Origin of the sequence: Marinimicrobium sp. C2-29 (assembly GCF_038419845.1) — a bacterium.
Taxonomy (GTDB): domain Bacteria; phylum Pseudomonadota; class Gammaproteobacteria; order Pseudomonadales; family Cellvibrionaceae; genus Marinimicrobium.
On sequence record NZ_JBCAQT010000010.1, the window covers coordinates 66,013 to 85,059 of the forward strand.

Below are 19,047 nucleotides of genomic sequence, written 5' to 3' on the forward strand. Positions count from 1 at the left end.
TGACAGGGATACCCCTTCAGGCCACTTTAATAAAACCACCAAGCGACAATTAACTCCAACAAAACCACTAAACAGCAAGCGCAACCCGAGCCAAATAAACAGCCGCAACAACAGCCAACAAACAACCCACCAACGTCAGCAACCCATACACCACCGCCATCGTCGGATACCCATTCTCCCACAACAACAACGCATCCAGAGAAAACGTCGAAAAGGTCGTGAGCGCCCCAAGAAAACCGGTCATCACCAGCGGCCGAAACTCCGGCGCCAACAACCCCCGCTCAACAATCAGCACATACACCAGGCCGATCAAAAAACAACCCACCAGATTGGCCACCAGCGTTCCCAACGGAAACTTCGGCCCCAACACCGGAAACAACCAGGTTGTAAACGCAAACCGCCCCATTGCACCCAAAGCACCGCCGAGGGCCACCGCTAACCATTGCATTGACTATTGAATACCCCGTGTTTGCTGCATCACGCACGGTCCGCTTCGGGGTGGAGTGTTCCCAGACACGTGGCAAGCACTTCCCTGTAACTCGTCAACACTAGTCCCGCGGTTGACGGTCTGGGAACACTCCACCCCAAAGCGGCCCTAAGTGCTTCGTATAACCCAAACAGTTAACGATAACGCTTGATCGGACTCTTCTCGTCCAGCTCGCGAAAATACGCCAGTTTCTCCCGAATGCGCTGCTCCAGTCCCCGATCCACCGGCTCGTAGAAACGCCTGTCGGCCAGCTCCGGGGGCAGATAACTCTCGCCCGCCGCGTAGGCACCCGGTTCGTCGTGCGCGTACCGATACTCGGCACCGTAATCCATTGACTTCATCAACTTGGTGGGTGCGTTGCGCAAATGCACCGGCACTTCATAACCCGGATGCTCTCGCACCAGCGCCATCATTTCGTTGAAGGCATTATACACAGCATTGCTTTTGGGTGCTGCCGCCAGGTAGACCAGCGCCTGGGCGATGGCCAGTTCGCCCTCGGGGCTGCCCAGCCGCTCCTGGGTCTCCCAGGCGGCGAGCGCCAGGGGCAATGCCCTGGGGTCGGCGTTGCCGATATCCTCGCTGGCAATGCGCACCACCCGGCGGGCCACGTAGAGCGGATCGCAGCCGCCGTCGAGCATCCGGGCCATCCAGTACAGGGCGCCATCGGGGGAGGAGCCGCGCACCGACTTGTGCAGCGCTGAAATCTGCTCGTAAAACAGATCGCCGCCCTTGTCGAAGCGGCGGATGTCGCCGGCCAGCACTTGAGTGAGCACCGCCTTGTCGATCACCTTGACGCCGTTGCCCTCCTCGGCCAGATCGGCGGCGATCTCCAGCAGGTTGAGCGACTTGCGGGCGTCGCCATCGGCGGCCCGGGCCAGAGTATCCAGCCACTCGTCATCGATCTCGATTGGCTCCGCACCCAGCCCGCGCTCCCTGTCATCCAGCGCCTGGCGCAAGACCTGACGCACATGGTCCAGCTCCAGCCCGCGCAGCACGTACACCCGGCAGCGGGACAGCAGGGCGTTGTTGAGTTCAAAAGAGGGGTTTTCGGTGGTCGCCCCGATAAAAATCAGGGTGCCGTCTTCCACGTAGGGAAGAAAGGCATCCTGCTGGGCCTTGTTGAACCGGTGCACCTCGTCCACAAACAGGATCGTCTTGCGCCCGCGCGAGGCGCGCTCCTGCTCGGCCACCGAGACCGCCGCCCGGATGTCCTTCACCCCGGACAGAACCGCCGACAGGGTCTGGAAGCGGGCGTCGGCCTGCTCGGCGAACAGCCGGGCGAGCGTGGTCTTGCCCACCCCGGGCGGCCCCCAGAGGATCATCGAATGCAGATGGCCGCGCTCAATGGCATCACGCAGCGGCTTGCCGGGCGCCAGCAGGTGTTCCTGGCCGATATAATCAGCCAGCGAACGCGGCCGCATCCGCGCGGCCAGTGGCTGGTACGCGGGCGGACTGTCGAAAAGATCGTCGGCCATCAGTCGCGCAGCACATCCACGCCCTCGGGCGGCTCAAAGGTGAAGCGGGAATCGTCCACATCCACATTGCGCTCAAGATCACGGAGCTCGAAGTAGGACACCTGATCGAGGTTGTCGTACATCCGGATCTCCCGCAACAGCCTGCCATCAAACACCAGAGACAGCGACCGGAACAGGCCCTCGTCCTCGCGCGGCTTCAGGGAAAAAACATCCAGCCCGGCCTCACTCTCCGTATGGGTCACCTCAAACCGTTCGCTCAGCTCAGTCAGCTCATCACTCAGAATCAGAGCGGGCGTCTCCTGCAGCTCTCGATTATAGTCACGCACCGTGACCTGCATCAGATCCGGATCGTAAAGCCAGATGGTCTCGTTATCGGACACTAGCCTTTGCTCAAATGGCTCCGTCGTCTGCCAGTCAAACTTGCCGGGACGGGCCATCACAAAATGCCCCTTACTCTCCTCCAGCACCATACCGTCGGCATCGGTCAAAGTCTGAGTAAACTCCCCCTGCAGACTGGTCATATCATCCAGCCGCTCCCGCAGATCGGCCGCCACATCACGGTTGTCTTGCGCGCACAGGGGCAGGCTCAGCAAAAGTAGTGTTGTGAGCGCCAGTAACTTGTTTTTGACCATAGTGATATCCATTGCTGATTGTCGCGAAATCGTAGTCTCGGGCCCGCACGGAATACCTACGATGTGCAGAGGCCCGATCTGGGGTAAGTGCTTCCCGGACCGTCACCGACAGGATGTCGGTGGAGAGGCCCCAGGGATGGGTTCACGCCGTGTCCGGGAAGCACTTACCCCTGAGCGGGCCGGCCGTGAAGCCCTACATAAAATACCTACAACAAACTGTCTCTCTAATTCTTAGGCACCAAAACCTCTCTATTACCATTGTGGCCAGCTTCGGACACCACGCCCGCCGCCTCCATTGTATCGATCAACCGCGCCGCCCGGTTATAACCGATGCGCAACTTGCGCTGCACACCCGAAATCGACGCCTTGCGCGAATCGATCACATGCGCCACCGCCTGATCGTAGAGCGCATCGCCCTCACCGGCATCATCGCCCTCCTCCCCGCCGGGCATCCCGGGAACAGGAATATTACTGGTCGTGCTCTCATCCGTAATGCCCTCCAGATAATTGGGCTCACCGCGCTTCTTCCAGTCGGCCACCACCTTGTGCACCTCATGATCATCCACAAACGCCCCGTGAACGCGCTCGGGCATACTCTTGCCCGGCGGCAGATAGAGCATATCGCCATGCCCCAGCAACTGCTCCGCCCCACCCTGGTCCAGAATCGTGCGCGAATCCACCTTGGACGACACCTGAAATGCAATCCGGGTGGGAACGTTGGCCTTGATCAGGCCGGTAATCACATCCACTGACGGTCTTTGAGTCGCCAGAATCAAATGAATTCCCGCCGCCCGCGCTTTTTGTGCAATCCGGGCAATCAGCTGCTCAACCTTCTTGCCCACGATCATCATCATGTCGGCAAACTCATCGATCACCACCACGATCGAGGGCAGGTGCTCCAGCTCCGGCGGCGAGGCCTCGGCCTCCCCCGCCTCGTAATGCTCATCGGGCTTCCAGAGCGGGTCGGTCAGGGGCTCTCCGGCCTTGCGGGCCTCCTCCACCTTGCGGTTGTAGCCGGCCAGGTTACGCACACCCATAGCCGCCATCAGCTTGTAGCGCCGCTCCATCTCACCCACACACCAGCGCAGGCCGTTGGCGGCGTCTTTCATATCGGTAATCACCGGGGTCAGCAGGTGCGGTATGCCCTCGTACACAGACAGCTCCAGCATCTTCGGGTCCACCAGCATCAAGCGCACTTCTTCCGGCGAGGACTTGTACAGCATGCTGAGCAGCATGACGTTGACGCCCACGGACTTACCCGACCCGGTGGTGCCCGCCACCAGCAGGTGCGGCATCTTCGCCAGATCCGCCACAATGGGTTCGCCCGCAATGTTATGGCCCAGCACCATGGTCAGCACCGAGCGGGACTTGCTGTAAACCTCGGAGGCCAGCACTTCGCTCAGACGCACGATCTCGCGATGCTCGTTGGGGATCTCGATCCCCACCACGGATTTGCCGGGGATGACCTCCACCACCCGGACGCTGATGACCGCCAGCGAGCGGGCGAGATCCTTGGCCAGATTGGTGATGCGGCTGGCCTTGACCCCGGGAGCGGGCTGAATCTCAAAGCGGGTGACCACCGGCCCGGGCTGGACCGACTCGACTTCCACCTCGATGCCGAAATCCTTGAGCTTGAGCTCCAGCAGGCGCGACATGGCCTCCAGCGACTCCTTGGAGTAGGACTTGTCGCTGTGCGGGTCGGCCGGGTCCAGCAGCTCGATAGAGGGCAGATCCCCCTCCGGCGGTGTGGTGTCTTTGGGCTCGAACAGCGAGGCCTGGCGGGCGGGCTTGGCGACCGGCTTGGGTGGCGATTTTTTGACCGGCTCGGAAATGGTGGGGGGTACCCGCTTGGCCTCCTTCTCCACCTGTTTGGCCACGGCTTCGCGCCGGTGTTTCTGGGACTCCCGGGCCGACTTGCGCTCGGCCCGCTGGCGCTGCCAGTGCTGAAAGCCAGACCGGACCCGCTCCACGGTCAGCAGCGTGAGCCGCCCGGTTTCATCCATGAGCGCCAGCCAGGAAAGATCCGTGAAGATGGTCAGGCCAAACAGAAAGATGGCGAGTAATACCAGGGTACCGCCGGTGTAACTGAAGGCGCCCTCCACTCCCTCGGCCACGGACGCGCCCAGAAGTCCGCCGTTGGAGAAAGGCAGACCGGTGCCCTCGGGGTAATGCATGCTGGCGATACCGGTACCGGCCACCATCACCAACAACAGGCCCACCACACGCAGGCTGATCAGCAGCCAGTCAAAGCCGGGTTGACGGTCCCGGTCGCGGAAGACCTGCCAGGCACGATAACCCAGCATGACCGGAAACAGGTAGGCCAGATACCCGAACAGCGACAGGAACACATCGGCCAGCCAGGCACCCGCCGGACCACCGGCGTTATGCACGCGGCTGTTCTCCCCGGTGTGCGACCAGCCCGGATCACCCGGGTCATAGGTCACCAGGGCCAGCATCAGGTAAACACTGACCGCCACCAGGCCGATCAGCGCCCCTTCTTTGATGATCCGCACCAGCACACCATCCGCATGAGCGGTGGTTGGGGCGGTTTGACTGGCTTTGCTGGTCTTCAAAACAAATGGTTCCCGTGTTGAGCGCCGTGGTTGCGCGCTATTCTATCGACCCACTGCGCTTTTGCAAAAGAAGCCGTCGCGCAATCGGAAAAGAAGTCGCCAGATTACCATTAAAGAAAGCAATGCCTGGCATTGGTTCATACTATTTTGCGCCTCGCGGACGATTCACTTATGATGAGCGCCGTTTATTCACCCCTCCATTTTTTCAATCGCAATCTAAAGGACGTCAGATCATGAGCGACGCACAGCACCATCGCCTGATTATTCTCGGTTCTGGTCCCGCTGGCTACACAGCGGCCATTTACGCCGCCCGCGCCAACCTCAACCCCGTGCTGATCACCGGCATGCAACAGGGCGGTCAGCTGACCACGACCACCGACGTGGAAAACTGGCCCGGTGGTATCAGCGAGCTGCAGGGACCCGACCTCATGGTGCAGATGCAGGAGCACGCCGAACGGTTTGACACCAAAATCATATTTGATCACATCGACAAAACCGATCTGAGCGAGCGCCCCTTCACTCTGACGGGCAGCGAAACCTACACCTGTGACGCTCTTATCATCGCCACCGGCGCCTCGGCCCAGTACATCGGCCTGCCCTCAGAAGAAGCCTTCATGGGCAAAGGCGTGAGCGCCTGCGCCACCTGCGACGGCTTTTTCTATCGCGATCAGAAGGTCGCCGTGGTCGGCGGTGGCAATACCGCTGTGGAAGAGGCGCTGTACCTGTCCAACATTGCCAGTGAAGTCACCCTGATCCACCGTCGAGACAAGCTCCGGGCGGAGAAGATCCTGCAGGACAAGCTCTTCGCCAAGGCGGAAAACGGCAATGTCCGGATCATCTGGGACCACACCCTGGATGAGGTGCTGGGTGATGAACAGGGCGTGACGGGCGCCCGTCTGCGCAGTATGCTCAACGAAAGCACAGAGGAAATCGACGTTCAGGGCGTGTTCATTGCCATCGGCCACAAGCCCAATACCGATATTTTCGAAGGCCAGCTGGATATGAAAGGCGGCTACATCAAGGTCAAAAGCGGCCTCAACGGCAACGCCACAGCGACCAGCGTCCCCGGCGTTTACGCCGCTGGCGATGTCTCGGACTACGTCTACCGCCAGGCGATCACCTCGGCCGGTACGGGCTGCATGGCCGCTCTGGACGCCGAGAAGTATCTCGACGAGCACGAGGGCTGATGGCGGAAAATGGATTGTCGGGGGCTTCGCGTTCGCCTGAGCGCTGCCCCTGAGTGATACGCCCCGGCCTTCGGTCCGCGCGACGGCCGGGGCCGCTCCTTCACGGAGGTAGCCCATGATTACCCTTCCCTGGATCGACCCCAACCGCCTGGAGTTTCCCGACACCAGCGAAGCGCTGGATGAGCCCAACGGGTTACTTGCCGGAGGCGGCGATCTCTCCACTGAGCGTCTCCTGCACGCCTACCGTCGCGGCATTTTCCCCTGGTTCGAAGACGGTCAACCCATTCTCTGGTGGAGTCCGGACCCACGTGCGGTCCTGTTTCCCGAACGCCTGCATGTGTCCCGTTCCCTGCGCAAAGTGCTGCGCAAGGGCGAGTTCGTGGTCACCGCCGATCACGCCTTCGAGTCGGTCATGCGGGCCTGTGCGGCGCCCCGCGCCGGAGCGGTGGGCACCTGGATTACCGACGAGATGCTGGCGGCCTACACCGAACTGCACCACCGGGGGTTCGCGCACTCGATCGAGGTCTGGCGCGACCAGGAGCTGGTTGGCGGCCTCTACGGCCTGGGACTCGGACGGGTCTTTTTCGGCGAATCCATGTTCAGTTGGGCCGACAACGCCTCCAAGGTGGGGTTCGTCCACCTGGTGGCCCAGTTGCGGGCCTGGCAATTCCGGCTGCTGGACTGCCAGGTCAGCAGTGGCCACCTCTTCAGTCTGGGCGCCGAAGAGATCGCCCGTAAAGACTTTGAAAAAATCCTGCTAGACTGTGCTTATCTGCCGTCCATCAGCGGCCCCTGGCAACTGAACGCGCCGGTGACCTGAGCGCTCGCTTCCGGAGTGAAGAGGAGGATGTCGTGACCGATCTGTCAAACCTCAAGCTGTTTGCCACCCAGCCGCACCCCTGCAGCTATCTGGATGACGAAGAAGCGACCACCCTGTTTATCGACCCGAGCGCGCCGGTCGATCAGGGGCTGTATACCCAGCTGTCACAAATCGGCTTTCGTCGCAGTGGTTCGCACCTCTACCGGCCGCACTGCGCCAGTTGCCGGGCCTGTATTTCCTGTCGAATCCCCGTGGCCGACTTTGCTCCCAACCGCACTCAGCGCCGCTGTTGGCGCCGAAACAGCGACCTGGAGCTCGGGTTTGTCGACCACATCGACACCGATGAGCACTACAACCTCTACGCCGACTATATCGAGACCCGGCATCGGGACGGCGACATGTACCCCCCGTCCCAGGCCCAGTACAACGCCTTTCTCAGCAGCGAATGGGGCCTGACCCGCTACCTGGAATTCCGCTTGCAGGGACGACTGCTGGGGGTCGCGGTATGCGATCGGCTGAACGACGGCCTGTCGGCGGTTTACACCTTTTTCGACAGCCGCGAATCGCGTCGGAGCCTCGGGGTCTTTGGTATTCTTGCCCAGGTCGAACAGGCGAAAGCATTGGGGCTGAGTCACCTGTATCTGGGCTACTGGATCAAGCAGTGCCATAAAATGGACTACAAAACCCAATACCGCCCCCTGGAAATGCTGGTCAACCGTCGCTGGGTTCGCCTCAAATAGCGAAATTACCGCCATTTACCCTTTTCCCCTTGGCCTTTCGGCACAATTCAGGCACAATTCACGCCTATTTTCACGCCCACCCGGGCGAAACGTTCAGACTCAACGCACTGAACCCGGTCGGTCACAGCTTGACCGACAGTTCCGGGGGCAGTGCACAGCAAGCTGAGGAAAAGGCCGAATGGCGAAAGAAGACAATATTGAATTTGAAGGCGAGATCATCGATACCCTGCCCAACACCACCTTCCGCGTCAAGCTGGAGAACGGGCACGTGGTCACCGCTCACATCTCGGGCAAGATGCGCAAGAACTACATCCGCATCCTGACCGGCGACAAGGTCAAGGTGGAAATGACCCCTTACGACCTGACCAAAGGTCGAATCACCTACCGCTCGCGCTAACGCCCTTCCGGGGCGTTCCGCCCCGCCTCCAATGCCGATGCCATATTGCAGTTCGCTGCACATCCTTGTGCTCACGTATATGACCGCCAGGGATGGCGGAAATGCCGAAATGGCAGGAGCATATTTCGGCCCGTTCATCCTGAACATAAAAAAACCCGCCAACTCTTGAGCTGGCGGGTTTTGGTGCTGCACGGGATTACTGGCGACTGATCTAATCCTTGCCGCTGATATCCAGCGTCAGCTCGTCTTTCGCCGGGTCCACATCGACAAAGATGGAGCCACCGCCTTCCGACAGGGTGCCAAACAGCACGGCCTCGGCCAACGGCTTTTTGACCTTCTCCTGGATCAGGCGAGCCATGGGGCGAGCGCCCATCTTCTCGTCGTAGCCGTGTTCGGCCAACCAGTTGCGGGCGCCATCGGACACTTCCAGTGACACTTTCTTGTCGTCCAGCTGAGACTGCAGCTCCACCAGGAACTTGTCCACCACCGTTTTGATCACCTCTTTGCTCAATGCACCGAACTGGACCGTAGCGTCCAGACGGTTACGGAACTCGGGGGTGAACATCTTCTTGATGGCCTCTTTGCCATCCAGGGTGTGGTCCTGTTTGGTGAAACCAATGGAGGGCCGGCTCATATCCTCCGCCCCGGCGTTGGTGGTCATGATCAGGATCACATTGCGGAAATCCGCCTTGCGACCGTTATTGTCGGTCAGGGTGCCGTGATCCATGACCTGCAGCAGCAGGTTGAACACTTCCGGGTGCGCCTTCTCGATCTCGTCCAGCAACACCACACTGTGCGGATGCTTGGTCACCGCGTCGGTCAACAGACCGCCCTGGTCGAAGCCGACATAGCCCGGAGGCGCACCGATCAGACGCGAGACGGTGTGCCGCTCCATGTACTCGGACATGTCAAAGCGGATCAGTTCGACCCCCATGCACTTGGCCAGCTGCCGCGAGACCTCGGTTTTACCGACACCCGTGGGACCGGCAAACAGGAAGGAGCCGATGGGCTTCTCACCCGTGCTCAGGCCCGCCCGGGACAGCTTGATCGAGGTGGACAGGGTATCGATCGCCTCATCCTGACCAAAGACGGTCATCTTGAGGTTGTCATCAAGCTTGCGCAGCTGCTCCTTGTCGGAGGAGGACACGCTCTTGGGCGGAATCCGGGCAATCTTGGCCACCACCGCCTCGATATCCGAGACGCTCACGGTCTTCTTGCGCTTGCTGGGCGCCTGCAGTTGCTGGTAGGCACCCGCCTCGTCGATCACGTCGATGGCCTTGTCCGGCAGGAAGCGGTCGTTGATGTACCGCTCGGACAGCTCGGCGGCCGTACGCAACGCCGGATCGGTGTAGCGCAGCTTGTGATGCTTCTCAAAGCGGCTTTTGAGCCCCTTGAGGATCTGGTAGGTTTCATCCACCGTGGGCTCTTTCACATCGACCTTCTGGAACCGGCGCGACAGCGCCCGATCCTTTTCGAACACGCCCCGGTACTCCTGATAGGTAGTGGAACCCAGGCAGCGCAGCTCACCCGAGGAGAGCATGGGCTTGAGCAGGTTGGAGGCGTCCATCACCCCGCCGGAGGCTGCACCCGCACCGATGATGGTGTGAATCTCGTCGATGAACAGAATCGCATTGTCCTGCTTCTTGAGCTCGCCCAGCAGGCCTTTGAAGCGCTTCTCGAAGTCACCCCGGTACTTGGTACCGGCGAGCAGTGCGCCCATATCCAGCGAATAGACCACACTGTCGGCCAGAGCATCCGGGACAGCCCCGTCGACAATGCGCTTGGCCAGGCCTTCGGCGATGGCGGTTTTACCCACACCGGATTCACCCACCAGGAGGGGATTGTTCTTGCGCCGGCGCGACAGAATCTGGCTGACCCGCTCCACTTCGTACTCACGACCGACCAGCGGATCGATCCGGCCCTGCATGGCCTGCTCGTTCAGGTTGGCGGCAAAGCTCTCCAGAGGGCTCTGGGCCGGGGCCTCGCCCCCGACCGACTCTTCGTCATGCTGCTCCTGGGCGCCATCGTTGCCGTGGTCGGACTGACCCGCGACCTTGTGGATGCCGTGCGTGATGTAGTTGACCACATCAATGCGCGCCACACTCTGCTGTTTGAGGTAGTAAACGGCCTGACTTTCCTGCTCGCTGAAGATCGCCACCAGAACGTTGGCGCCCGTCACTTCCTGTTTGCCGGAGGACTGGACGTGGAATACCGCCCGCTGCAACACCCGCTGGAAGCCCAGCGTGGGCTGGGTTTCGCGCTCGGTGTCGTCCTCCGGGATCAGGGGCGTTGTCGAATCGACAAACTCGATCAGCTCCTTGCGCAGCTGACTCAGGTCGGCGCCGCAGGCACGCAGCACATTGGCCGCCGACTCGTTATCAATCAACGCCAGCAGCAGGTGCTCTACCGTCATGAATTCGTGCCGCTTGGAGCGGGCACCCTTGAACGCCAGGTTCAAGGTAATTTCCAGGTCTTTACTTAGCATCGCTGATAACCTCTAACAACAGTATCACCTGTCTTCGTCTTCCACTGCTTCGATTTCACACATCAGTGGATGTTCACTTTCCTCGGCATACTGGTTCACCTGGGCCGCCTTGGTTTCCGCGATATCCCGGGTGTAAATGCCACACACCGCTTTGCCCTGAGTATGCACTTTGATCATCACTTGCGTCGCTTTCTCCCGGTTCATGGAAAAAAAAGTTTCCAGAACCTCCACTACAAACTCCATCGGAGTGTAGTCATCGTTGAGCATGACCACCTTGTACATGGACGGGCGGCGCAGCTTCGGTTTGTCCTCCTGTACTGCGACACTGCCGTCGTCAACGTGATCCTGATCCGGGTCTTTATTTAAGGTTAGATGATAGATTGCCATTTTTCCTATCGGTGTCGTGTACAAAAAAGAAAAAATCCGCATTTCCCATGGGACTCGACTCAATATACGGTTTATTGTACCGGATCGATGCCCCCTCCTCCTACTCCCGGAGACAGACCTTTACTTGACATGGCCATAAAACTTCGATACAAAAGCTAAGTTGGTCAAAAAAGCACCAAAAAGTGGCACCCTTAGCGCTTTTGGATATAGCCTTTTGATATGGTCCAACAGACTCTAATAACGAAACTCCCGTGGAGGTGCCTCACCTCACGGCAACAGAAGGATTCCCACCATGCCTACAGGTACAGTCAAATGGTTCAATAACGCCAAGGGCTATGGCTTCATCTTACCGGAAGAAGGGGGTGAAGATCTGTTTGCCCACTACTCCGCGATCCAGATGGAGGGTTACAAGACCCTCAAGGCCGGCCAGATGGTGGCGTTTGACGTCACCAAAGGCGACAAGGGCTATCACGCCACCAATATCATTTCTTCGGACTCACCGAATGCTGAACGCCATCAGGCCAGCGATCAACGCGAGTACCGGTCGGCGAGCGAGAGCGCTGAGGCCAGCCAGGAGTCCAGTGCGCGCATGACCACTCACTGACAGTGATCAGTCAGCAATAAAAACCCCCCGCCACTGCAGCAGTGACGGGGGGTTCAGGGCAGTCGGGCGGAAACCCGCCGACCTCTCACCCATCACACGCTAGGCGTTCTTCAGGGCCTCGAGAGCGCTGTTGAGTGTGGTGCTTGGGCGCATCACCTCGGTCAGTTTGGCCCGATCCGGGCGGTAGTAACCGCCGGCATCCACGGGCTTGCCCTGGGCGCCGTTCAGCTCTCCGACAATCCTGTCTTCCTCGGCCAGGAGGGTTTTGGACAGCTGGGTGAAGCGCTGTTTCAGCTCGGCGTCGTCGTCCTGAGCCGCCAGCTCCTGCGCCCAGTAGAGGGCCAGGTAGAAATGGCTGCCCCGGTTGTCCAGCTCACCCACTTTGCGCGACGGCGACTTGTTGTGCTCCAGGAACTGGGCATTGGCCCGGTCCAGCGCATCGGCCAGCACACCCGCTTTGGTATTGCCGGTGGTTTTACCAAAGTGACGCAGGGACTCCACCAGCGCCAGAAACTCACCCAGCGAATCCCAGCGCAGATGGTTCTCCTCCAGCAGTTGCTGCACATGCTTGGGAGCGGAACCGCCCGCGCCGGTTTCAAAGAGGCCGCCGCCGTTCATCAGGGGCACAATGGACAACATCTTGGCACTGGTGCCGAGCTCCATAATGGGGAACAGATCGGTCAGATAGTCCCGCAGCACGTTGCCGGTCACCGAGATGGTGTCCTTGCCCTGGCGGATGCGATCCAGGGAGAAACGCATGGCGTCCACCGGGGTCATGATGTGGATCTCCAGACCGGTGGTATCGTGGTCCTTGAGGTACTGCTCGACCTTTTTCATCACTTCGGCGTCATGGGCCCGCTTGGAGTCCAGCCAGAACACCGCCGGATCACCGCTCTCACGGGCCCGGTTGACGGCCAACTTGACCCAGTCGCGAATGGGGGCGTCTTTCACCTGGCACATGCGCCAGATATCGCCCGCCTCGACCTCCTGCTCCAGCAGAACGTTGCCCTGAGCATCGAGCACCTGAACCTTGCCAGCGGCCGGGACTTCAAAGGTCTTATCGTGAGAGCCGTATTCCTCGGCTTTCTGGGCCATCAGACCGACGTTGGAGACACTGCCCATCGTGGTGGGATCGAACGCCCCGTTGACTTTACAGTCTTCGATCACCGCCTGGTAAATGCTGGCGTAGCAGCGATCCGGAATCACCGCCTTGGCGTCATGACGATCGTTGTCCGCTCCCCACATTTTGCCGGAGTCGCGGATCATGGCGGGCATGGAGGCATCGATGATCACGTCGCTGGGGACATGCAGGTTGGTAATGCCTTTATCGGAGTTGACCATGGCCAGGCTGGGACGGTCCTGATACACCGCCTCCACGTCGTTGATGATCGACTCGCGCTCCTGCTCCGGCAGGGACTCAACGCAGGAGTACAGATCACCGATACCGTTGCGAGGATCGAAGCCGGCCTTCTTGAGCGCCGCTTCGTGTTTCTTCAGGGCATCGGCGTAATAGACCGAGACGGCGTGACCGAACAGGATCGGATCGGACACTTTCATCATGGTGGCTTTCAGGTGGAGCGAGAAGAGCACGTCCTGCTTTTTGGCATCTTCGATCTGGGCTTCCAGGAACTCCTGCAATGCCTTTTTGCTCATGACCGCGGTATCGATGATTTCACCATCGAGCAGGGCGGTTTTTTCTTTCAATACCCGGGTCTCACCCTCGCCCGTCACCAACTGAATCTTGACGTCGGTCCCCTTCTCCACCAGCGTGGACTGTTCGCTACCGTAGAAGTCACCGTGTGACATGTGTGCCACATGGGATTTGGACTCAGAGGACCACTTGCCCATTGAGTGCGGATTCTTGCGCGCGTACTGTTTGACCGACGCCGGCGCGCGGCGATCGGAGTTGCCTTCGCGCAGCACCGGGTTGACCGCACTGCCCTTGGTTTTGTCATATTGGGCTTTGATGGCTTTTTCTTCGTCGTTCCTGGGCTCTTCCGGGTAGTCGGGAAGGTCGTAACCCTGGCTCTGCAGCTCCTTGATGGCCGCTTTAAGCTGAGGAACGGAAGCACTGATGTTGGGCAGCTTGACGATGTTCGCCTCTGGCGTCTTGGCCAGTTCACCCAGCTCTCCCAGTTCATCGGCAATGCGCTGATCTTCGGGCAGGCGATCGGAAAACTGAGCAATGATACGCCCGGAAAGCGAAATATCACGGGTTTCAATACCAACGCCGCAGGGTTCGGCAAACGCCCGAACAATGGGCAGCAGCGAATAGGTCGCCAGCGCCGGGGCTTCGTCGGTTTCCGTGTAGATGATTTTGGAATCGGTCATGATAAGCTGTCACTCCATCTTGTCTGGGGGTGTGCCGGTGTGTCAATCGGTCGCATTATACCAGTAATGACCGCGCCCGGCATGAATCGAGGTTTCGTTTTGGCCAGTCTGTTGTTGTTCAATAAGCCCTTTGGGGTACTCTCGCAGTTTACCGACACCGAGGGTCGGGAAACGCTATCGGCGTTTATCAACCGCCCGGGCGTCTATCCCGCCGGCCGGCTGGATCGTGACTCCGAGGGTCTGCTGTTGCTCACCGACGATGGTCAGGTGCAGCACCAGATCGCCCACCCGCTCCACAAGTTGCCCAAGGTCTATTGGGTGCAGGTGGAGGGCGAGCCAGACAAGGCGGCCCTGCAGGCGCTGCGCCAGGGGGTGCGACTGAACGACGGACTCACCCGACCGGCCAAAGCCCGGGTGATCCCGGAACCGGCCCTGTGGGAGCGCCATCCGCCGGTGCGCGAGCGCAAGTCGGTGCCCACGACCTGGCTGGAGCTGACCATCACCGAGGGCCGCAACCGCCAGGTACGCCGGATGACAGCCGCCGTCGGCCACCCTACCCTGCGCCTGATCCGCGCCCGGATCGGCACCTGGTCCCTGGGAGAGCTCCAGCCCGGCCAATATCGCACCGAACCGCTGCACCTCCCCAAACCCAAACCAACGCCGAAACGTCCCCGTAGGGCACGGTAAGCGTCAAGCGCACCTGCCGTTGCCTCGCCCTCTGTCTCTGCGTCACGTCCGGCCCGCTCAGGGGTAGGGTCTTCCCGGACACGGCGTGAACCCATCCCTGGGGCCTCTCCACTGACATCCTGTCAGTGACGGTCCGGGAAGACCCTACCCCAGATCGGTCCTCCTCACGCTGTAGAGCCCACCGTGCGTTCCTGTAGGGCTGGTAAGCGACAGCGCACCTGCCGCAGAGGTAATCAATTTCCAACAATCTTTCTGGAAGGGTTGTATCTACAAGGCTCCGAGGACCGATTTGAGGTGGACTGTTTCAAGACCGTCAACCGCGGGACTAGTGTTGACGAGTTACAGGGACGTACTTGCCACGTGTCTTGAAACAGTCCACCTCAAAGCGGTCCGGACGTGAAGCAATCACGGAAGTTTCATTTGACCTACACCTTCCCGCAGCACAACAATGCGAAGTACCAAAACATGACGGCAGGTGCGCTTGACGCTTACCGTGCCCTACACAAAAGCTGTGGCCGGCCGAAATAAGTGGCAACAACAGACATAAAAAAAGGCGGCCCGAGGGCCGCCTTTTTAGTCTGAAAGATTTACCAGCCTGTGGCTTCTTTCAGGGCCTCGCCGATATCGGCCAGGCTGCGGACGGTCTTGACGCCCGCATCTTCCAGCGCGGCGAACTTCTCATCCGCCGTGCCCTTGCCGCCGGCAATGATGGCGCCCGCGTGGCCCATGCGCTTGCCCGGAGGCGCGGTCACGCCCGCGATGTAGGAAACCACCGGCTTGGTCACATTGGCCTTGATGTAGGCCGCCGCTTCTTCCTCGGCGCTGCCACCGATTTCGCCGATCATCACAATGGCTTCGGTCTTCGGATCGTTCTGGAACATCTCCAGGATATCGATGAAGTTGGAACCCGGAATCGGGTCACCGCCGATGCCCACACAGGTGGACTGGCCGAAACCGTGATCGGTGGTCTGCTTGACCGCTTCATAGGTCAGAGTGCCTGAGCGCGACACAATACCGACTTTACCGGCCTTGTGAATGTGGCCCGGCATGATGCCGATCTTGCACTCGTCCGGCGTGATCACACCCGGGCAGTTCGGACCAATCAGGCGCACGCCCAACTCGTCGCACTTGACCTTGGCATCGAGCATATCCAGCGTGGGGATACCTTCGGTGATGCACACGATCAGCTTGATGCCGGCGTTGGCCGCTTCCAGGATGGAATCCTTACAGAAGGGGGCGGGCACATAGATGACAGAGGCCTCAGCGCCGGTTTCTTCCACCGCCTGCGCCACTGTGTTGAAAACCGGCAGACCCAGGTGAGTCTGGCCGCCTTTACCCGGGGTCACACCGCCGACCATCTTGGTGCCATAGGCAATGGCCTGCTCGGAGTGGAAGGTGCCCTGTGCGCCAGTAAAACCCTGGCAGATGACTTTGGTGTCTTTGTTGATCAGAATGCTCATTATTTACCCTCCGCTGCTTTAACCACTTGCTGAGCAGCGTCAGTCAAGCTGGTCGCGGCGATGATGTTCAAACCGCTGTCCGCCAATACCTTGGCACCCAGTTCGGCGTTATTGCCTTCCAGACGCACGACAACCGGCACTTTAACGCCCACTTCCTCCACGGCGCCAATCACGCCCTCGGCGATCAGGTCGCAGCGGACGATACCACCAAAGATATTGATCAGTACCGCCTGGACGTTTTCGTCGGACAAGATGATTTTGAACGCTTCGACCACGCGCTCTTTGGTCGCGCCGCCGCCCACGTCAAGGAAGTTGGCGGGACGACCACCGTGCAGCTTGACGATGTCCATGGTGCCCATGGCCAGACCGGCACCGTTGACCATGCAGCCGATGTTGCCGTCGAGTGCCACGTAGTTCAGCTCCCACTTGGCCGCGCGCGCTTCGCGTTCATCTTCCTGGGAGGGATCGTGCATCTCGTGCAGATCGTCGTGACGATAGAGCGCGTTGCCGTCGATGGCCACTTTGGCATCCAGGCAGTGCAGGTCGCCCTGGGTGGTGATGACCAGCGGATTGACCTCGATCAGCGCGATGTCTTTTTCCTTGAACAGCTTGGCCAGACCCAGAAAGATCTGAACAAACTGCTTGATCTGCTTGCCTTCCAGACCCAGCTTGAATGCCAGATCACGGCCCTGATAGGGCTGAGCACCGACCAGTGGGTCGATGGTAGCCTTGAGGATCTTCTCCGGTGTCGCTTCCGCCACCTTCTCGATTTCAACGCCACCCTCAGTGGAGGCCATGAACACGATACGACGGCTGGCGCGGTCAACCACGGCGCCCAGGTACAATTCCTGGTCGATATCGGTGCAGGTTTCCACCAGAATCCGGCTGACCGGCTGGCCCTTTTCGTCGGTCTGGTAGGTCACCAGGTTCTTACCCAGCCACTCTTTGGCAAAGGCTTCGATCTCGGCTTTGCTCTTGACCAGCTTCACACCGCCAGCCTTGCCACGGCCACCCGCGTGCACCTGAGCCTTGACCACAAAAGCGTCACCACCAATGGTGTCGGCGGCAGCTACGGCTTCAGCGGGAGTTTGTGCCGCGACGCCCTTGGAGACGGGCAGTCCATATTGAGCAAACAGCTGTTTACCCTGATACTCATGCAAATTCATGATGCGGTTCCACATGTCTGTTGTCGATTCTGTGCCTCTCTCGGGCGATGCAATCGACAGAAAATGACCAATGACAGGCCGCCCAATGCGGCCTGCCCCCTGGGTGAGTTCACTAACTCATTGTCATTTGTATTTATTATTAACGCTTCTTCTTGTTGGCAACATGGATCGCATGACCATGCACTGCCAACGCTGCTTCATGCACTGCCTCGGACAGAGTCGGGTGACCAAACACCATCAGACCCAGATCCTCGGCACTACTGCCGAACTCCATTGCAATTGCCACCTGCTGAATCAGATCGGCGGCGCTGGGGCCGACAATATGGGCACCGAGAATACGGTCGGTGTCAGCATGGGCAATGATTTTGACCAGACCATCGGTATCATTGGCCGCCATCGCGCGGCCGCTGGCCGCGAACGGGAAGGTACCCACCTTGTAGGGCTCACCGTCGGCCTTGATCTGCTCTTCGGTGCGACCGACTGAGGCCACTTCCGGGTGGGTGTAAATGACATTGGGGATCACGTCGTAGTTGATCGCCGTCTTCTGACCGGCGATACGCTCCACCACCATCACACCCTCTTCCGAGCCCTTGTGTGCCAGCATCGGGCCACGAACCACGTCACCCACGGCCCAGACACCCGGCGCGTCGGTCGCGCAGAAATCATCCACGTAAACAAAGCCGCGCTCGTCCAGGTTCACGCCACTGTCCTCGGCCAGCAGACCTTCGGTGTAGGGACGACGACCGACACTGACGATCAGCTTGTCGAAGGTTTCCTGCTGGTCATTGCCGTCTTTGTCAGTATAGGTAACCGTGACCTTCTTGCCTTTGGTCTCGGAGCCGGTGACCCGACAGTTCAGACGGATATCCAGCCCCTGCTTGGTCAGAATCTTCTGTGTTTCTTTGGCAATCTGCTGATCCATGATCGCCAGGAATTTTTCCATTGCTTCGATCACGACCACTTCAGAGCCCAGGCGCTTCCAGACACTGCCCAGCTCCAGACCGATCACGCCGCCACCGATCACACCCAACCGCTTGGGCACAGAATCGAACTCCAGAGCGCCGGTGGAATCAACGATCAGGTCGTTGTCCACTTTGGCCGGGGGAATATCGATGGGCGTGGAACCGGAGGCCAGAATCACATTGTCGGCTTCCAGAGTCTGGGTTTTGCCGTTGCTGTCGGTCACTTCCACCTTGCGGTTGGCCAGCAGTTTGCCGGTGCCGAATACCGAGGTTACGCCATTGGCTTTGAACAACGACGAGATGCCGCCGGTCAGCTGCTTAACGATTTTATCCTTGCGCTCCATCATGGAGGGCACATCGATGGATACGCCCTTGGCGGTGATCCCGTGGGTCTTGAAGTGATCGTTGGCTTCGTAGAATTTGTGCGAGCTGTCCAGCAGCGCTTTGGAGGGGATGCACCCGACGTTCAGACAGGTGCCGCCATTGACGCCCTTGCCCTCTTTATTCTGCCATTTTTCCACGCAAGCGGTCTTCAGGCCCAGTTGCGCCGCGCGGATCGCCGCGACATAACCAGCGGGACCGGACCCAATCACAATTACATCAAACTTGTCAGACATATTTCTTTTCCCGAGTTTGCACGGTGTGTCGACCTCG

The 19,047-nt window shown here is 59.7% G+C and carries 16 protein-coding genes; 6 read left to right on the plus strand and 10 right to left on the minus strand.

Annotated elements, in window-relative coordinates; all coding sequences use genetic code 11:
• Positions 1 to 67 precede the first annotated feature (67 nt).
• The 4 genes from crcB to AAE484_RS11145 form a co-directional block, all read right to left on the minus strand.
• Positions 68 to 448: a fluoride efflux transporter CrcB gene (gene crcB, locus AAE484_RS11130; RefSeq protein ID WP_341938464.1), complete on the minus strand. Its 381-nt coding sequence runs from the start codon at positions 446 to 448 to the stop codon at positions 68 to 70.
• Positions 449 to 621: 173 nt separating this feature from the next.
• Positions 622 to 1,962 carry a replication-associated recombination protein A gene (locus AAE484_RS11135; RefSeq protein WP_341938465.1) on the minus strand — a complete coding sequence of 447 codons (1,341 nt, stop codon included), beginning with the start codon at positions 1,960 to 1,962 and terminating at the stop codon, positions 622 to 624.
• Positions 1,962 to 2,594 (minus strand): outer membrane lipoprotein chaperone LolA, encoded by a 633-nt coding sequence (gene lolA, locus AAE484_RS11140; protein ID WP_341938466.1) that lies wholly within the window; start codon positions 2,592 to 2,594, stop codon positions 1,962 to 1,964. Before lolA ends, AAE484_RS11135 begins: the two co-directional genes overlap by 1 nt.
• A gap of 224 nt (positions 2,595 to 2,818) precedes the next feature.
• Positions 2,819 to 5,167 (minus strand): DNA translocase FtsK, encoded by a 2,349-nt coding sequence (locus tag AAE484_RS11145; protein ID WP_341938468.1) that lies wholly within the window; start codon positions 5,165 to 5,167, stop codon positions 2,819 to 2,821.
• 233 nt (positions 5,168 to 5,400) lie between these two features.
• Here AAE484_RS11145 and trxB point away from each other — a divergent pair, with 233 nt between their 5' ends.
• From trxB to infA, 4 genes are all read left to right on the plus strand, one after another.
• Positions 5,401 to 6,354 (plus strand): thioredoxin-disulfide reductase, encoded by a 954-nt coding sequence (trxB, locus tag AAE484_RS11150; RefSeq protein ID WP_341938469.1) that lies wholly within the window; start codon positions 5,401 to 5,403, stop codon positions 6,352 to 6,354.
• Positions 6,355 to 6,469: 115 nt separating this feature from the next.
• Positions 6,470 to 7,174 (plus strand): leucyl/phenylalanyl-tRNA--protein transferase, encoded by a 705-nt coding sequence (gene aat / locus AAE484_RS11155; protein WP_341938470.1) that lies wholly within the window; start codon positions 6,470 to 6,472, stop codon positions 7,172 to 7,174.
• Positions 7,175 to 7,206: 32 nt separating this feature from the next.
• Entirely contained in the window at positions 7,207 to 7,914 is a 708-nt protein-coding gene (locus tag AAE484_RS11160) for an arginyltransferase (RefSeq protein ID WP_341938471.1), read from the plus strand.
• A 178-nt stretch (positions 7,915 to 8,092) separates the two neighbouring features.
• Entirely contained in the window at positions 8,093 to 8,311 is a 219-nt protein-coding gene (gene infA, locus AAE484_RS11165; RefSeq protein WP_341938472.1) for a translation initiation factor IF-1, read from the plus strand.
• Between the two features lie 211 nt (positions 8,312 to 8,522).
• On the opposite strand, the gene clpA is transcribed toward infA, so the two are convergent.
• Both clpA and clpS read right to left on the minus strand, forming a co-directional pair.
• Positions 8,523 to 10,796: an ATP-dependent Clp protease ATP-binding subunit ClpA gene (gene clpA / locus AAE484_RS11170; RefSeq protein WP_341938473.1), complete on the minus strand. Its 2,274-nt coding sequence runs from the start codon at positions 10,794 to 10,796 to the stop codon at positions 8,523 to 8,525.
• Positions 10,797 to 10,820: 24 nt separating this feature from the next.
• Complete coding sequence (gene clpS / locus AAE484_RS11175; protein WP_341938474.1) at positions 10,821 to 11,183, minus strand: ATP-dependent Clp protease adapter ClpS; 363 nt, start codon at positions 11,181 to 11,183, stop codon at positions 10,821 to 10,823.
• 292 nt (positions 11,184 to 11,475) lie between these two features.
• On the opposite strand from clpS, the gene cspD reads away from it, so the two are divergent.
• Entirely contained in the window at positions 11,476 to 11,787 is a 312-nt protein-coding gene (gene cspD, locus AAE484_RS11180; protein WP_341938475.1) for a cold shock domain-containing protein CspD, read from the plus strand.
• Between the two features lie 99 nt (positions 11,788 to 11,886).
• Here cspD and AAE484_RS11185 read toward each other — a convergent pair whose 3' ends face one another.
• On the minus strand, positions 11,887 to 14,118 hold the full coding sequence (locus AAE484_RS11185) for an NADP-dependent isocitrate dehydrogenase (RefSeq protein ID WP_445928853.1): 2,232 nt from the start codon (positions 14,116 to 14,118) through the stop codon (positions 11,887 to 11,889).
• A gap of 99 nt (positions 14,119 to 14,217) precedes the next feature.
• Here AAE484_RS11185 and AAE484_RS11190 point away from each other — a divergent pair, with 99 nt between their 5' ends.
• Positions 14,218 to 14,805, plus strand: coding sequence for a pseudouridine synthase (locus AAE484_RS11190; protein ID WP_341938555.1), 588 nt, complete (start codon positions 14,218 to 14,220; stop codon positions 14,803 to 14,805).
• 587 nt (positions 14,806 to 15,392) lie between these two features.
• Here the strand turns inward: AAE484_RS11190 and sucD are convergent.
• From sucD to lpdA, 3 genes are all read right to left on the minus strand, one after another.
• Positions 15,393 to 16,265 (minus strand): succinate--CoA ligase subunit alpha, encoded by an 873-nt coding sequence (gene sucD, locus AAE484_RS11195; RefSeq protein WP_341938476.1) that lies wholly within the window; start codon positions 16,263 to 16,265, stop codon positions 15,393 to 15,395.
• A complete protein-coding gene (gene sucC, locus AAE484_RS11200; protein WP_341938477.1) occupies positions 16,265 to 17,431 on the minus strand; it encodes an ADP-forming succinate--CoA ligase subunit beta in 1,167 nt (388 codons plus the stop codon). Before sucC ends, sucD begins: the two co-directional genes overlap by 1 nt.
• Before the next feature lie 139 nt (positions 17,432 to 17,570).
• Complete coding sequence (lpdA, locus tag AAE484_RS11205; RefSeq protein ID WP_341938478.1) at positions 17,571 to 19,010, minus strand: dihydrolipoyl dehydrogenase; 1,440 nt, start codon at positions 19,008 to 19,010, stop codon at positions 17,571 to 17,573.
• Positions 19,011 to 19,047: the final 37 nt, after the last annotated feature.

What these genes read in the sequence shown, in the direction of transcription:
- AAE484_RS11135 (WP_341938465.1), bottom strand. Translation starts at nt 1,962, where the DNA reads ATGGCCGACGATCTTTTCGACAGTCCGCCCGCGTACCAGCCACTGGCC.
- sucD (WP_341938476.1), bottom strand. Translation starts at nt 16,265, where the DNA reads ATGAGCATTCTGATCAACAAAGACACCAAAGTCATCTGCCAGGGTTTT.
- sucC (WP_341938477.1), bottom strand. Translation starts at nt 17,431, where the DNA reads ATGAATTTGCATGAGTATCAGGGTAAACAGCTGTTTGCTCAATATGGA.
- lpdA (WP_341938478.1), bottom strand. Translation starts at nt 19,010, where the DNA reads ATGTCTGACAAGTTTGATGTAATTGTGATTGGGTCCGGTCCCGCTGGT.
- clpA (WP_341938473.1), bottom strand. Translation starts at nt 10,796, where the DNA reads ATGCTAAGTAAAGACCTGGAAATTACCTTGAACCTGGCGTTCAAGGGT.
- cspD (WP_341938475.1), top strand. Translation starts at nt 11,476, where the DNA reads ATGCCTACAGGTACAGTCAAATGGTTCAATAACGCCAAGGGCTATGGC.
- trxB (WP_341938469.1), top strand. Translation starts at nt 5,401, where the DNA reads ATGAGCGACGCACAGCACCATCGCCTGATTATTCTCGGTTCTGGTCCC.
- clpS (WP_341938474.1), bottom strand. Translation starts at nt 11,183, where the DNA reads ATGGCAATCTATCATCTAACCTTAAATAAAGACCCGGATCAGGATCAC.
- AAE484_RS11185 (WP_445928853.1), bottom strand. Translation starts at nt 14,118, where the DNA reads ATGACCGATTCCAAAATCATCTACACGGAAACCGACGAAGCCCCGGCG.
- lolA (WP_341938466.1), bottom strand. Translation starts at nt 2,594, where the DNA reads ATGGTCAAAAACAAGTTACTGGCGCTCACAACACTACTTTTGCTGAGC.
- aat (WP_341938470.1), top strand. Translation starts at nt 6,470, where the DNA reads ATGATTACCCTTCCCTGGATCGACCCCAACCGCCTGGAGTTTCCCGAC.
- infA (WP_341938472.1), top strand. Translation starts at nt 8,093, where the DNA reads ATGGCGAAAGAAGACAATATTGAATTTGAAGGCGAGATCATCGATACC.
- crcB (WP_341938464.1), bottom strand. Translation starts at nt 448, where the DNA reads ATGCAATGGTTAGCGGTGGCCCTCGGCGGTGCTTTGGGTGCAATGGGG.